Source organism: Burkholderia sp. EMB26, from assembly GCF_024730645.1.
GTDB classification, from domain to species: Bacteria; Pseudomonadota; Gammaproteobacteria; order Burkholderiales; family Burkholderiaceae; genus Burkholderia; species Burkholderia cenocepacia.
Map to the genome: position 1 here is coordinate 1,571,009 of NZ_CP078071.1, position 16,170 is coordinate 1,587,178.

Genomic DNA, 16,170 nt, shown 5'->3' on the forward strand with positions numbered 1-16,170 from the left:
TCGAGCCGCCGACGGCATGACGGACAAATTGCCGCACCCTCCATCTGACATTTCGGCCGCCGCCGACCCGACGCCGACCTGCGGTCTTTGACGACCTGTCGACACACCCCGCGAAACAGCCGCTCCCCCTGCCTGCCCGACTTCCGGCGTGCGTACCGATTCCGCCTTAACACCGATTACAACGCGCTCGTCAATAGGACAAATCCGATAAATTGACGCGAATTGTTTCATTTGTTGCCCTGTAGCAATTTTTTACAACTTCGATGGGCCGGGCGGCCCGGAACGCCCGTCGCACGGGCCCCCGCGCCGGGCGGGATGCGCAGATCGGCACAACCCAATGCGCGTCATGCCAGGTAAATTCGATTATAAAATAATCTCTAAATACAAAAACCAATTCAATTCACACAAAACATTTAACAAGTTAATAATTAGGCAAAGATATTATCTCATCATAGCCAAACAATCCTTACGGAAATGAAAGAATGCAGGGCTGCGCAAACGTTTGCTATTTCATTTGTCTTACTTTTGAGGCGATGCGATCTGTTACCCATCGCACACAACTTCTATAAGTCGTTGATTTTTATATGAAATCATGCTCCTCGCCAGAAAAATTCAAACCCTACAAGACACATTCTTGCATCTTTCAAATACATTCTTCCCCAATACATCAAAAAGCGATGCATTAACCATTCTTTAACTTTCCGAACGTTTCATTTATCACTGTTTGTCAATCTCTAAAATCCTCCTCCAATAAACTCCGCCCATCAATTTTGAGATTCGCGCGAGCGCACGGAGTAATCCTCTAACCAAAGAGACCGGTGTGTGGCGTGCACATTTGGAGGTAGCAGGACATGAACCGCACATACCGCTCGATCTGGAACGAAGCGCTTGGCGCCTGGGTCGCGGCATCGGAAATCGATTCGGCACGGGGCAAGCCGAACAAGTCGGCCGTCGTGGTGGCAGCAGTCGCGGCGCTGGCGATCAGCCTGCCCGGCTTGGCCGAGGCCAACACGCTCAACACACAGCAGACCTGCTTCACGGGCAGCAACGGCGCGGTCGGCCGCGTCAACCCGGGTGGCACGCAAAACCAGGCCGCCGATGGCTCCGGAACGTATTCGGTCGTAGCCGGGTGTAACTCCAACGGCAATGGCTGGACCGGTGTCACGGTATACGGCTCGTTCGCGCAGGCGACCGGCAACGGCGCCGTCGCCACCGGCATGCAATCGTCGGCCGGCCTCTGGGGTGTCGCGGCCGGTCTCGAAACCACCGCCAGCGGCGCCGCCGCAACCGCCCTCGGCTTCGGTTCGACGGCCAGCGCGCTGAACTCGGTCGCGATCGGCGGCGCGGGCGGCGACGGTACGACGCCGCTGTCGCAGGCCAACTCGACGCTCGCCTCGGGTGCGGGTTCGATCGCCATCGGCAGCAACGCAACGAAGGGCGCTCAATCGGCCGCCTCGGACGGTATCGCGATCGGCGGGCAATCGTCCGTCGCGTCGACCGCCACGTCGGGGATCGCAGTCGGTCGCGGTGCGACCGTCAATGGTGCGTACGGCATCGCGCAAGGCGACGGCGTCGTCTCCGGCGCAACGGGCCGGAACGTGGCGATCGGCTCGTCCGGTACCACCGCGAACGGCGCCACGGCCGCCGGCGGCGCGGTCGCGATCGGCCGAGGCCAGGTCGCGACCGGCGACGGCGCCGTTGCGATCGGCGATCCGAACAGCGCCACCGGCACGGGTGCGCTGGCAATCGGCGCAAATGACACGTCGAACGGCTCCGGCGCCATCGCGCTCGGCAACAGCAACTCGGCGAGCGGCACGGGTTCCGTCGCGCTCGGCAACAGCAGCACGGCAACCAACAGCTCCGTCGCAATCGGCAGCTCGGCGTCGGCAACGGGCACCAACGGCGCGATCGCCATCGGCAACGCCGCGACCGCGAACGGCACCGGCGCGATCGCGCTCGGTAACGCCGGCAGCTTCGCCGCCAAGTCGCTGGCTACCGGCACGGACGCACTCGCGCTCGGTAACGGCTCGACGGCCAGCGGCAGCGCCGGCGCGGTCGCCGTCGGCGCGGCAGCCGTGGCGTCCGGAAGCTACGGCACGGCACTCGGTTCGAATTCGACCGCGAGCGTCGCAAACTCGGTCGCCCTCGGCTACAACGCGCTGACGACCAGTGCGGCAACGGCGACGTCCGGCGGCACCACCACGGTCAGCAGCGCCACGATCGGCGGTCAGACGTTCGGCAACTTCGCCGGCGCCAATTCGGCGGGCGGTGTCGTCAGCGTCGGGCAGTCGGGCTCGGAACGCCGTATCCAGAACGTCGCGGCGGGCCTCGTCACGGCCACCAGCACCGACGCGATCAACGGCAGCCAGCTCTATTCGGTTGCGAGCACGACGACGTCGAGCATCACGAGTCTGTCGACGTCGGCTTCGACGGGTCTGTCGTCGGCTAATAGCTCGATTTCGTCGCTGTCCACGTCGACCTCGACCGGCATCAATTCGCTGTCCACCGGCCTCAGCTCGGCTAACAGCTCCGTTACGTCGTTGTCGTCTTCCACGTCGACCGGCCTCTCGTCGGCTAACAGCTCGATCTCGTCGCTGTCCACGTCGACCTCGACCGGCATCAACTCGCTGTCCACCGGCCTCAGCTCGGCTAACAGCTCGGTTACGTCGTTGTCGTCTTCCACGTCGACCGGCCTCTCGTCGGCTAACAGCTCGATCTCGTCGCTGTCCACGTCGACCTCGACCGGCATCAATTCGCTGTCCACCGGCCTCAGCTCGGCTAACAGCTCGGTCACGTCGCTTTCGACTTCCACGTCGACCGGCCTCTCGTCGGCCAACAGCTCGATCTCGTCGCTGTCCACGTCGACCTCGACCGGCATCAACTCGCTGTCCACCGGCCTCAGCTCGGCAAACAGCTCCGTTACGTCGCTTTCGACTTCCACGTCGACCGGCCTCTCGTCGGCTAACAGCTCGATCTCGTCGCTGTCCACGTCGACCTCGACTGGCATCAACTCGCTGTCCACCGGCCTCAGCTCGGCAAACAGCTCCGTTACGTCGCTTTCGACCTCCGCGTCGACCGGTCTCTCGTCGGCTAACAGCTCGATCTCGTCGCTGTCCACGTCGACCTCGACTGGCATCAACTCGCTGTCCACCGGCCTCAGCTCGGCTAACAGCTCCGTTACGTCGCTTTCGACTTCCACGTCGACCGGCCTCTCGTCGGCTAACAGCTCGATCTCGTCGCTGTCCACGTCGACCTCGACCGGCATCAACTCGCTGTCCACCGGCCTCAGCTCGGCAAACAGCTCCGTTACGTCGCTTTCGACCTCCGCGTCGACCGGTCTCTCGTCGGCTAACAGCTCGATCTCGTCGCTGTCCACGTCGACCTCGACTGGCATCAACTCGCTGTCCACCGGCCTCAGCTCGGCTAACAGCTCCGTTACGTCGCTTTCGACTTCCACGTCGACCGGCCTCTCGTCGGCTAACAGCTCGATCTCGTCGCTGTCCACGTCGACCTCGACCGGCATCAACTCGCTGTCCACCGGCCTCAGCTCGGCAAACAGCTCGGTTACGTCGCTTTCGACTTCCACGTCGACCGGCCTCTCGTCAGCTAACAGCTCGATCTCGTCGCTGTCGACTTCGACCTCGACCGGCATCAACTCGCTGTCCACCGGCCTGAGCACGGTCTCGACGAAGACGGACAACCTCGGCAGCAGCACCGCCTCGGCACTTGGCGGCGGTTCGACGTACGACCCGACGACAGGCAAGGTTTCGGCCCCGTCGTACACCACATACAACGCGAACGGCACGACGTCGACCGCCAACAGCGTCGGCTCGGCGATCAACAACATCAACAGCCAGGGCATCAAGTACTTCCACGCGAACTCGACCGGCGCCGACAGCACCGCAACGGGCACCGACGCTGTCGCCATTGGCTCGGGCGCCGTCGCCAGCACGATCAACTCCGTCGCCATCGGCCTCGGGGCGGTCGCCAGCACAGACGACTCCGTCGCACTTGGCGCCGACTCGAAGACCGTCGCGGCAACGCCCACGAGCAGCGCGACCGTCAACGGCGTGACGTTCAGCGGATTCGCTGGCGCCAAGCCAGTCGGCGTCGTCAGCGTGGGTGATGCCGGCAAGGAACGACAAGTCACCAATGTCGCCGCGGGTCAAGTGACCTCCACCAGTACCGACGCGATCAACGGCAGCCAACTGTATTCGGTCGCCCAGCAAGTCGGTACTGCGACCAGCGCCATTTCGTCGCTGTCCACTTCGACCTCGACCGGTCTGTCGTCGGCTAACAGCTCGATCACGTCGCTCTCGACCTCGACCTCGACCGGCCTGTCGTCGGCCAACAGCTCGATCACGTCTCTGTCGACCTCGACTTCGACCGGTTTGTCGTCGGCCAACAGCTCGATCACTTCGCTGTCGACCTCGACGTCGACCGGCCTGTCGTCGGCTAACAGCTCGATCACGTCGCTCTCGACCTCGACCTCGACGGGTCTGTCGTCGGCCAACAGCTCGATCACCTCGCTGTCGACTTCGACCTCGACCGGCCTGTCGTCGGCCAACAGCTCGATCACGTCGCTGTCGACTTCGACCTCGACCGGCCTGTCGTCCGCAAATAGCTCGATCACGTCGCTCTCGACTTCGACTTCGACGGGCCTGTCGTCCGCGAATAGCTCGATCACCTCGCTGTCGACCTCGACCTCGACCGGTCTGTCGTCGGCCAATAGCTCGATCACGTCGCTCTCGACCTCGACCTCGACGGGTCTTTCTTCGGCCAATAGCTCCATCACGTCGCTGTCGACCTCGACCTCGACGGGCCTGTCGTCCGCGAATAGCTCGATCACGTCGCTCTCGACCTCGACCTCGACGGGTCTGTCGTCGGCCAATAGCTCCATCACGTCGCTCTCGACTTCGACCTCGACCGGCCTCTCGTCGGCTAACAGCTCGATCACGTCGCTCTCGACTTCGACCTCGACCGGCCTCTCGTCGGCTAACAGCTCGATCACGTCGCTGTCGACTTCGACTTCGACGGGGTTGTCTTCAGCTAATAGCTCGATCACCTCGCTGTCGACCTCGACTTCGACCGGCCTCTCGTCGGCTAATAGCTCGATCACTTCGCTCTCGACCTCGACCTCGACGGGGCTGTCGTCAGCTAACAGCTCGATCACCTCGCTGTCGACTTCGACTTCGACCGGCTTGTCGTCCGCGAACAGCTCGATCACCTCGCTGTCGACTTCGACCTCGACGGGTCTGTCCTCGGCTAACAGTTCGATCACGTCCCTGTCGACTTCGACCTCGACCGGTCTGTCGTCGGCTAACAGCTCCATCACGTCGCTGTCGACCTCGACTTCGACGGGTCTGTCCTCGGCTAACAGCTCGATCACGTCGCTCTCGACCTCGACCTCGACGGGCCTGTCGTCGGCTAACAGCTCCATCACGTCGCTGTCGACCTCGACTTCGACGGGTCTGTCCTCGGCTAACAGCTCGATCACTTCGCTGTCGACCTCGACCTCGACGGGCCTGTCGTCGGCTAACAGCTCGATCACGTCACTCTCGACCTCGACCTCGACCGGCCTGTCGTCGGCCAATAGCTCCATCACGTCGCTGTCGACCTCGACTTCGACCGGTCTGTCGTCGGCCAACAGCTCGATCACGTCGCTCTCGACTTCGACCTCGACGGGCCTGTCGTCGGCTAACAGCTCGATCACGTCACTCTCGACTTCGACCTCGACTGGCCTTTCGTCCGCGAACAGCTCGATCACCTCGCTGTCGACCTCGACCTCGACCGGTCTTTCGTCGGCCAATAGCTCGATCACCTCGCTCTCGACTTCGACTTCGACGGGCTTGTCGTCCGCGAATAGCTCGATCACCTCGCTCTCGACTTCGACCTCGACCGGTCTGTCGTCGGCCAATAGCTCGATCACGTCGCTCTCGACCTCGACCTCGACGGGTCTGTCGTCGGCCAATAGCTCCATCACGTCGCTGTCGACCTCGACCTCGACCGGCCTCTCGTCGGCTAACAGCTCGATCACGTCGCTCTCGACTTCGACCTCGACCGGCCTCTCGTCGGCTAACAGCTCGATCACGTCGCTGTCGACTTCGACTTCGACGGGGTTGTCTTCAGCTAATAGCTCGATCACCTCGCTGTCGACCTCGACTTCGACCGGCCTCTCGTCGGCTAATAGCTCGATCACTTCGCTCTCGACCTCGACCTCGACGGGGCTGTCGTCAGCTAACAGCTCGATCACCTCGCTGTCGACTTCGACTTCGACCGGCTTGTCGTCCGCGAACAGCTCGATCACCTCGCTGTCGACTTCGACCTCGACGGGTCTGTCCTCGGCTAACAGTTCGATCACGTCCCTGTCGACTTCGACCTCGACCGGTCTGTCGTCGGCTAACAGCTCGATCACCTCGCTGTCGACTTCGACCTCGACGGGTCTGTCCTCGGCTAACAGTTCGATCACGTCCCTGTCGACTTCGACCTCGACCGGTCTGTCGTCGGCTAACAGCTCGATCACCTCGCTGTCGACTTCGACCTCGACCGGTCTGTCGTCGGCTAACAGCTCGATCACGTCGTTGTCGACTTCGACTTCGACGGGTCTTTCGTCCGCGAACAGCTCGATCACGTCGCTCTCGACCTCGACTTCGACCGGCCTCTCGTCGGCAAACAGCTCCATCACGTCGCTGTCGACTTCGACGTCGACCGGCCTCTCGTCGGCAAACAGCTCGATCACGTCGCTCTCGACTTCGACTTCGACGGGGCTGTCGTCGGCTAACAGCTCGATCACCTCGCTGTCGACCTCGACTTCGACCGGTCTGTCGTCGGCCAACAGCTCGATCACGTCGCTCTCGACCTCGACTTCGACCGGTATCAGCTCACTGTCCACTGGCCTGAGCTCGACCAACAGCTCGGTGTCGTCCCTGTCGACCTCCACCTCGACCGGCCTGTCGTCCGCCAACAGCTCGATCACGTCCCTGTCGACTTCGACTTCGACCGGCATCAGCTCGCTGTCCACTGGCCTGAGCTCGACCAACAGCTCGGTGTCGTCCCTGTCGACCTCGACGTCGACCGGCCTGTCCTCGGCCAACAGCTCGATCAGCTCCCTGTCGACCTCCACCTCGACGGGTCTGTCGTCGGCCACCAGCTCGATCACGTCCCTGTCGACTTCGACCTCGACCGGCATCAGCTCGCTGTCCACCGGCCTGAGCAGCACGGACAGCACGATCCTGTCGCTGTCCACCTCGACGTCGACCGGCATCGGCTCGCTGTCCACCGGCCTGAGCAGCACGAACAGCTCGGTGTCGTCGCTGTCGACCTCGACCTCGACCGCGATCAACGCCGCGAAGACGCACTACTACAGCGTCAACGACAACGGCGTGCAGCAAGCCAACTACGACAACACCGGTGCAACCGGCACCAATGCCCTCGCCGCCGGCGTGAACGCCAGCGCGGCGGGCGCGAGCAGCGTGGCAGTCGGCGACGGCTCGAACGCGCAGACGGCAGGCGCGGTCGCGATCGGCCAGAACGCATCGGCAACGGGCGGCAAGGCGGTATCGATCGGCTCCGGCAACACGGCATCCGGCGATGGCGCGGTCGCGATCGGCGATCCGAACGTGGCGACGGGTACCGGCGCCGTGGCGATGGGTGCGAACAATACGGCGACCGGCGACGGCGCGGTGTCCCTCGGCAACCAGAACACGGCAACCGGCGCCAGCGCGCTCGCCCTCGGCAGCTCGAACCAGGCCACCGCGGACAACACGATCGCGCTGGGCAGCCAGGCCACGGCCAGCGCCACCGGCGCACAGGCCTACGGCTCGGCCGCCAAGGCCACGGCCGCCGACGCGCTCGCCTTCGGCACGAACGCGCAAGCGAACGTCGCGAACTCGATCGCACTCGGCGCGAACTCGGTCACGGCCGCGGCGGTTGGCACCTCGAGCGCCACGATCGGCGGCGTCACGTACCCGTTCGCGGGCGGCTCGCCGGTCGGCGTGGTGAGCGTCGGCGCACCGGGCCAGGAACGCCAGATCACGAACGTCGCCGCGGGTCGGATCTCGGCCACGAGCACGGACGCGATCAACGGCAGCCAGCTGAACGCGACGAACAACGCGATCAACACGCTGTCGACGTCCACCGCGTCGAACGTCGCATCCCTGTCGACCGGCATCAACTCGCTGTCGACCGGCCTGAGCACGACGAACAGCAACGTGGCCTCGCTGTCCACGTCGACCTCGACCGCGATCAACTCGCTGTCGACGGGCCTCAGCACGACGAACAGCAACGTCAACTCGCTGTCGACGTCGACTTCGACCGGCATCGGTTCGCTGTCCACCGGCCTGAGCACGACGAACAGCAACGTGGCATCGCTGTCGACCGGCGTGACGAACATCAACAACCAGTTGAACCAGTTGTCGACGTCGATCAACAACAACACGACGCGTGCAGCCAACAACAACGGCATCGCGGCCGACATGAACGGCAAGGGCACCGACGTCCCGGTCGTCACCGCCGGCTCGAACTCAGTGGCGATCGGCGCGGGTTCGAACGACGGCGGTCGCTCGAACGTGGTGTCGGTCGGTAGCGACCAGCAGCAGCGCCAGATCACGAACGTCGCGCCGGGTACGCAAGGCACCGACGCGGTGAACGTGAACCAGCTGACGCAGGTGCAGACGACGCTGTCGACGGCACTGTCGGGCCAGCAGGCGCAGATCAACTCGCTGGGTTCGCAACTGCAGCAGACCGACCAGATGGCGAAGCAGGGTATCGCGGCCGTCGGCGCGATGGCGTCGATCCCGCAGCTCGATCGCGACGCCAACTTCGGGATGGGAGTGGGCACGTCGACCTTCCTCGGCCAGAAGGCGATGGCGGTCAACATGCAGGCGCGCATCACGGAGAACCTGAAGGCCTCGATCAACGGCGGCTTCAGCGGCGGTCAGAAGGTGATCGGCGCCGGCATGCTGTACCAGTGGAAGTAATGCGTCGCGCCGCCCGGCCGTCCGGCTCGCCAGCCGGGCGGCCCGCGGCTCCGACGGCAGGACGAGCCCGCCGCGCACCGCGCGGCGGGCCTCGGTCAACCCAAGCTTTAAGGACGTCACCGTGAACAAACTCGCTCTTGCGCTCGCGCTTTCCGCAACGGCCCTCGCCGCGTGCTCGACCGCATCCGGCCCGACCTTCAGCGCCTCCGAACTGCAGCCGCGCGACGGCGTGCGCACCTTCCAGGTGGACTGCCACGGCCTGCTGTCGGGCCCGCAGACCTGCATGAAGGCCGCCCGCAAGATCTGCGCCGACGAGCCCGTGCGCGCCGTGGACTCGGCCCGCGCGCTGCGCGACAAATCCGATCCGGCCACGCTGGTCTTCCAGTGCGGCGCCGCACCGGCCGAAGCGGCCTCGGCCGCCGAGCCGGCCGCCGCCGTGGTCGAACGCGTGAACCTGTCGGGCGACGCGCTGTTCGCCACCGACCACGCGACGCTCGCGCCGACCGCGCGCGAATCGCTGGACCGGCTGCTGAGCGAGCGCGCCGACCGCACGTACTCGCAAGTGACGGTCACCGGCTTCACCGATTCGGTGGGCAGCGACGACTACAACCTCGCGCTGTCGAAGCGCCGGGCCGAATCGGTCGCCGCCTATCTGAAGGCGCACGGGCTCAAGACCGACTCGATGACGGTCTCGGGCCGCGGCAAGGCCGATCCGGTCGCATCCAACGCGACGCCGGAAGGCCGCGCCAGCAACCGCCGCGTCGAAATCCGGCTGCAGCACTGAGCCGCCTGCGGCCGCCCGTGCGGCCGCGCGATCCGGCGTGCCGTCCGCGCCGCGCCGGCACGCCGCCGGACCACCGGGCGCCGCAACGCCTGCGCCCGTTTCCGTTGGCCGGCGGCTATGTCAAAGTTCGTCACGTCCTGCCAAAACCGGCGGTTTCCATGCCACAATCGCCGCAGACAGTCGCCGGGGCAGCCTGCCCGACGCGCGCCGTGCCAGGCGTGCCCGGCGACACGCCGGAATCCGGCTGCCGCCCGCGCGAATCTCGTCGCCCGATTCGTGCACCGCGGCGCACCGGCGCGAATCCAACCATGACGATCCACGGCGCGCCGCTGCCGGCCATACGCTCGACGCGATGCCCGGACGCATGACGCCGCAGAGGAAACCAACCGGTGACGGACATCAATGAAGCCGCCGCGGGCGGCACCCGCAAGCAACGGCCGGCGGTCGGCATCTCGCTGTTTGCGCGCGACGGCCAGGCGATCTGGGAAAACGGCATTCACCAGAACATCGCGTTCCTCGCGATGATGCTCAAGCGCTCGGATCGCGTCGGCCCCGTCTATTTCCTGAACGGCGGCGACGCCAACGCGCTGCCGGCCGGCCTCGAACTCGACGGCCTCGACATCCCGCTGGTGAAACCCGCCGACGTCACGCACGAACTCGACGTCGTGATCGAAATGGGCGCGCAATTGCCGGTCGAGTGGCTGCGGCACATGAAGGCGCTCGGCAAGAAGATCGCCGCGTTCTTCTGCGGGCACGTGTATGCGGGTCTGTGCGAAACGCCGATCTTCGGGAAACCGTCGGGGCACGTGTTCAACGGCGCACCGTTCGACGAAGTGTGGCTGCTGCCGCAATACGACAAGACCGCCGCGCCGATGCTGCAGACGATCCTGCGCGCGCCCGTCCATCTGATGCCGCACATCTGGTCGCCGTACTTCCTCGAGCGCCGCGTCGCCGTGATCGCCGGCGAAGGGGCGACGTTCGGCTATCAGCCCGGCGCCCGCCCGTGGCGCCTCGCGATGCTCGAACCGAACATCTCGGTCGCGAAGTCCTGCCACTACCCGATGCTGGCGTGCGACGCGTTCTACCGCGCGCGGCCGGACGCGGTGCAGCACATGTTCGTCGTCAACGCGATGCACATGAAGGAACATCCGACCTTCGTGCACTTCGCGAACAGCCTCGATCTCGTGCGCCAGCACAAGGCGACCTTCGAACCGCGCCTCGACCTGCCGGGCTTCATGGCGCGCCATGCGGATGCGGTCGTGTCGCATCACTGGGAAAACGGGCAGAACTATCTGTATTACGACGTGCTGTACGGCGGTTATCCGCTGATCCACAACTCGACGCTGATCGGCGACGCCGGCTACTACTACCCGGACTTCGACTCGGCCGCGGGCGGCCGCGCGCTGCTCGAAGCGTGGCTGCATCACGACGAACGCCTCGACGACTACCGCGCGAAGGCCGGCCGGCTGCTGCAGTCGGTCTCGATCGACAACCCCGCGAACCTCGACGCGTTCGTCTCGCGTCTGGTCGCCTGAACCGGAGCATACGCATGTCGGACTCCAATGCCCGTCAAGCGCCCGGCGAGGGCAAGCGTCTCGTCGTCGGCGTGTCGCTGTTCGTGCGCGGCGCCGGCCAGTCGCTGTGGGAAAACGGCATTTTCCAGAACTGCCTGCTGCTGATCCTGCTGCTGCGCCAGTCACCGCTCGTCGCGGATGCCGTGATGGTGAACGGCGGCGAACAAGTCGCCGATCCGCAGATGATGCTCGGCGAGTGGAACGTGCCGCTGCTGTCGATGGACGAAGCGCTCGAGCGCTGCGACGTGCTGATCGAGATGAGCGCACAGTTCGGCGCGGACTACCTGCGCGCGTTCCGCGAGCGCGGCGGCAAGGTCGTCACGATGCGGGTCGGCAACGACTACGTGATCGACATCGAACGCGCGATGTTCGACAAGCCGTCGGGCTTCCTGTTCTCGGGCGCGCCGTACGACGCGGTGTGGACGATCCCCGAGTTCGAGCGCTCGTGCCTGCACTACTACCAGACGGGCCTGCGCGCGCCGGTCACGATCGTTCCGCACATCTGGCATCCGATGCTGTTCGACAAGGCGCGCGCGACGCTCGGCGCCGGTTTGTCGTTCGGCTATCAGCCCGGCAAGCCGCGCTGGCGCGTGACGATGTTCGAGCCGAACATCTGCATGGTGAAGACGAGCATCATTCCGATGCTCGTGACCGAGGAAGCGTATCGCGCGAAGCCCGAGTTCCTCGAGTTCGTGCGCGTGTGCAACACGATTCACCTGAAGGAACATCCGACGTTCGTGCACTTCGCGAAGAGCCTCGACATCGTGAACCACGGCATCACGACGTTCGAAAGCCGCTATGCGGTGTACGAGTTCATGGCCGCGTACGGCGATGCGGTGGTGTCGCACACGTGGGAGAACGCGCAGAACTACCTGTACTACGAGCTGCTGTACGGCGACTATCCGCTGATCCACAACTCGCCGTTCCTCGGCAAGGCCGGGTATTTCTATCCGGACTTCGACTGCCAGGCGGGCGGCCGCGCGCTGCTGCAGGCGTTCGCCGAGCACGACGCGAATCTCGACGCGTATCGCGAGCAGTCGAAGCACGTGCTCGACTCGGTCAGCATCTACAACCCCGAGAACGTCGCGGCCTATACGGACGCGATCGCCACCCTCTATCGCGACGCGTGACGCGCCGCCCTTTCCGGACCCCGCCCATGAACGCACGCCCGACCCTCACCCGCGCAAAATGGCTGCTTGGCTGCGCCGCCGCATCGATCGCGATCGGCGCGCATGCGCAAGCCGCCGGCGAATCGGCCGACACGCTGCTGCGCGACTCCGATGCGGTGTTCAAGCAGCTCGACGCCGGCCAGTACGGCGCGGTATGGACCGACGCTGCACCGTTCGTCAAGGCGCGCTTCAAGCAGGACCAGTTCGCGGCGCAGATGCAGCAGGCCCGCCAGTCGGTCGGCACGGTCAGCCATCGCGGCTGGGCGCAGGTCACGCGCATCCGCTACGAGCGAACGGCCGGGATGCCCGACGGGCTCTATGCGAACGTCGATTACGCGACGACGGTGGCGAGCGGCGCCACGATGTTCGAAAAGCTGAGCTTTCGCCTCGAAACCGACGGCCGCTGGCACCTGACGGGCTACGTGCCGCGTCAGACGCAAAACGCCGCGCAGTAAGCCGCGCACTGCCCGCCCCACGGAGCCGATCCGATGAAACTCAATGTCGCGATAACGATGAACGTGCAGCGCGACGCGACGCAGTCGATCTGGTACAACGGCGCGAACCAGCACTGCGTGTACCTGTACATGCTGCTGAAGCAGTCGCCGTTGATCGGCGAGGTCTGGCTCGCGCACGACAACGGCATCACCGAGTATCCACAGGCGCTGATGATGGACGCGTTCGGCGACGCGCTGCGGCCGCTGTCGGCCGTCGTTCACCAGACCGACCTGCTGATCGAGATGAACGCGTTCGTCGACCCGTCGCACACGGACGTCGTGCGCCAGCGCGGCGGCAAGTGCGTGTCGTATCGCTTCGGCAACGACTACGTGATCGCGGTCGAGACGATCAACTTCGAGAAGAACGACTGGCGGCCGAACCCGCACCGCGTGCAGTTCGACGAGATCTGGACCAATCCGCAGCACATGCACACGTGCGCCGCGTATTTCCAGGCCGTGTACCGTGCGCCGGTGATCGAGCTGCCGCATATCTGGTCGCCGTATTTCATCGAGCGCAGCCTCGACGCCGATCCCGAACTGAAGGCGCGCTTCGGCTATCGCAACCACGGCCCGGCCAAGCGCATCGCGTTCTTCGAGCCGAACCTGAACGTCGTGAAGAGCGCGATCGTGCCGATGCTCGCCGCGAACGCGTGCTACGTCGAGCATCCGGAGCTCATCGAGCACGTGTACATGACCAACACGTTCGACAAGAAGGAAAACGTCGCCTTCAAGCATCTCGCGCTCGGGCTCGAAATGGTGCGCGACGGCAAGGCCACCGCCGACGTGCGCGCGCCGTTCGTCGCGTGGGCCGCGCATCACACCGACATCGTCGTGTCGCACCACTGGGAAAACGGCCTGAACTATCTGCTGTACGACGCGCTGTACGGCAACTACCCGCTCGTGCACAACTCGCCGTTCCTGCGCGACGTCGGCTACTACTATCCGGACTTCGAGATCTTCGATGCGGCGCGTGCGATCGCGACCGCCGCGCAGACGCACGATGCACGGATCGACGATTACGCGGCGGCCGCCCGTCGCTGCCTGCATCAGGTCGACACGCTCGCCGAGCACAACGTCCGCGCCTATTCCACGCAGATCCAGCATCTGTTCGCCGGCCGCCCGCTCGGCTGATTTCCTTCGCCCGCGCCCCTGCCCATGAATCAGACCGTCCGCAATTTCGTCGTGATCGATTCGATCCACGGCCCGTTCGTCATCAACCGGCACTGCGCATTGCAGGCCGAGGCGCTGATCAAGACCGGCCGGCCGCATATCCAGGGCGAACTCGACACGATCCTGCACGTGATCGATCAGTTGCCCGACGGCGCCATCGCCGTGGACGGCGGCGCGAACGCGGGGCTCGTCTGCGTGCCCGTCGCGCACCGGCTGCGCGAGCGCGGCGGCCGCGTCTATGCGTTCGAGCCGCAGCGCACGCTGTTTCACGCACTCGGCGGCACCGTCGCGCTCAACCAGCTCGGCAATCTCCATCTGCTGAACATGGGGCTGGCCGCCGCCAACGGCACGATGAAGGTGCCCGATGTCGACTACGGGCAGGCTGCCGACTTCGGACAGGTCTCGCTCGTCGACGCGCAAGCGTCGGGCGGCACGCCGACGCCGGTCGTCCGGCTCGATTCGCTCGGCCTGCCGCGGCTGGATTTCCTGAAACTCGACATCGAAGGAATGGAGATCGATGCGCTGCGCGGCGCACGGCAGTTGATCGAGGCGCATCTGCCGTGGTGCTGGATCGAATACTGGAAAGTCGGCGAGGCGCCGATCATCGACACGTTCGCCGGTCTCGACTACACGTTCTACCGGATCGACGGGCTGAACCTGCTGTGCGTGCCGAACCCGCGCTGGGACCGGCAGCGCCTGTTCATCACGGGCGAACCGCTCGCCGTCGGCGCGACGGCCGAACACGGCGCGGCGCCAGCGACGGCCGCGGTCGCCGATGCCGACGCGCCCGAAACGGACTGGAACCGCGCGCTCGAGCATGAATCGCGCGGTGAGTGGGGGCATGCGATCGACCGCTGGCGGCGCGCACGCGGCCGCGGGCTCGACGACGAGGCGATCGCGCTGCAGCTCGCGTCATGCTATGGCTTTGCCGGCATGCCCGAAGCCGGGCTTGCGGCGCTCGACCCGTTCGGCGATCCGGCCGCGCTGCCCGACGCGGCGCGCGGGCGCATCCAGCTGGCGCGCTCGGCGCTGCTGCTGCGTGCCGGCCGACGCGACGAGGCCGCACGCGCCACCATCGACAGCGAAAACGTATTGACGGCCGCGCAATTCGGGTTGGCGACGGAGCGGCTTTACCAGGGCCAGCCGCTGCACGGCAAGCGGCTGCTCGTCCTCAGCTACGGCGGTGTCGGCGATCAGCTTCAGTACGCGCGCTATCTGCATGCGCTCGACGCGTTCGGCTGCGCCGGCGTGACCGTGGTCGTCCCCGACGCGCTGACGGGCCTGCTGCGCCAGACGTTCCCGCGCATCGAATTCGTCGGCGCGCACGGCGCGTGGGTCGACACGTCGCATCTCGCCCACGACTACTGGTGTTCGTTCCTGGTGCTCGCCGCGCAGTTCGGTTACGCGCCGGCGCCGGAAGGCGTGCCGGCGCCCTACCTGACGTGCCCGCCCGCGCATGCGGCCACGTGGCGCGAGCGTGTGTCGCACGACGGCCATGCGCCCGGCACGCGCCGCATCGGGCTGAACTGGCGCGGTCGCGACGAAAGCGATGCACGCTTCCATCGCGCGGCCAGCCTGCGCGATTTCGCGCCGTTCGCGCGAATGCGCGGCTACGCCGCGTACTGTCTCAATCGCGACCTGTCCGCGCAATCCGAACAATCGGACCTGCCGGTCACCTTCCCGCATCGGGCCATCGGCGACTTCAGCGATCTGGCCGCGCTGATGCTCGCGATGGACGCGGTGGTGACGACCTGCACCGCGCACATCCATCTCGCCGGCGCACTCGGCGTGCCGGCCGTGCTGCTGCTCAGCCCGAAAGCGGACGCACGCTGGGAAACCGGCTCGCGCACCGCGCTCTACCCCGGCATCCGGATCGTGCGCGCCGCGCACGTCGGTCGATGGGACGATGCGATCGACCGCGCGATGGCGCTGGTGCTTGGCGGTTTCGGGAAGGATTGAGGTTCGACGGGCCGCACGAGCGGGCCGCAGCACCGGGCTCGC

7 protein-coding genes are annotated in these 16,170 nt (G+C 65.6%); all 7 read left to right on the top strand.

Annotated features, from left to right (window positions below):
- Window positions 1–851: 851 nt before the first annotated feature.
- The 7 genes from KU887_RS23870 (at window position 852) to KU887_RS23900 (ending at window position 16,128) form a co-directional block, all read left to right on the top strand.
- Window positions 852–8,978, top strand: a complete 8,127-nt coding sequence (locus KU887_RS23870; RefSeq protein WP_309138189.1) for an ESPR-type extended signal peptide-containing protein — start codon at window positions 852–854, stop codon at window positions 8,976–8,978.
- A gap of 121 nt (window positions 8,979–9,099) precedes the next feature.
- A complete protein-coding gene (locus KU887_RS23875) occupies window positions 9,100–9,762 on the top strand; it encodes an OmpA family protein (RefSeq protein ID WP_080331206.1) in 663 nt (220 codons plus the stop codon).
- Window positions 9,763–10,151: 389 nt separating this feature from the next.
- Complete coding sequence (locus KU887_RS23880; RefSeq protein ID WP_006495166.1) at window positions 10,152–11,297, top strand: DUF2827 domain-containing protein; 1,146 nt, start codon at window positions 10,152–10,154, stop codon at window positions 11,295–11,297.
- A gap of 14 nt (window positions 11,298–11,311) precedes the next feature.
- Window positions 11,312–12,466 carry a DUF2827 domain-containing protein gene (locus KU887_RS23885; protein WP_006495165.1) on the top strand — a complete coding sequence of 385 codons (1,155 nt, stop codon included), beginning with the start codon at window positions 11,312–11,314 and terminating at the stop codon, window positions 12,464–12,466.
- A 26-nt stretch (window positions 12,467–12,492) separates the two neighbouring features.
- Window positions 12,493–12,960 carry a DUF4019 domain-containing protein gene (locus KU887_RS23890; protein ID WP_006482018.1) on the top strand — a complete coding sequence of 156 codons (468 nt, stop codon included), beginning with the start codon at window positions 12,493–12,495 and terminating at the stop codon, window positions 12,958–12,960.
- Between the two features lie 33 nt (window positions 12,961–12,993).
- Complete coding sequence (locus tag KU887_RS23895) at window positions 12,994–14,130, top strand: DUF2827 family protein (RefSeq protein ID WP_060264401.1); 1,137 nt, start codon at window positions 12,994–12,996, stop codon at window positions 14,128–14,130.
- Between the two features lie 24 nt (window positions 14,131–14,154).
- Window positions 14,155–16,128 (top strand): FkbM family methyltransferase, encoded by a 1,974-nt coding sequence (locus KU887_RS23900; protein ID WP_196433488.1) that lies wholly within the window; start codon window positions 14,155–14,157, stop codon window positions 16,126–16,128.
- Window positions 16,129–16,170: the final 42 nt, after the last annotated feature.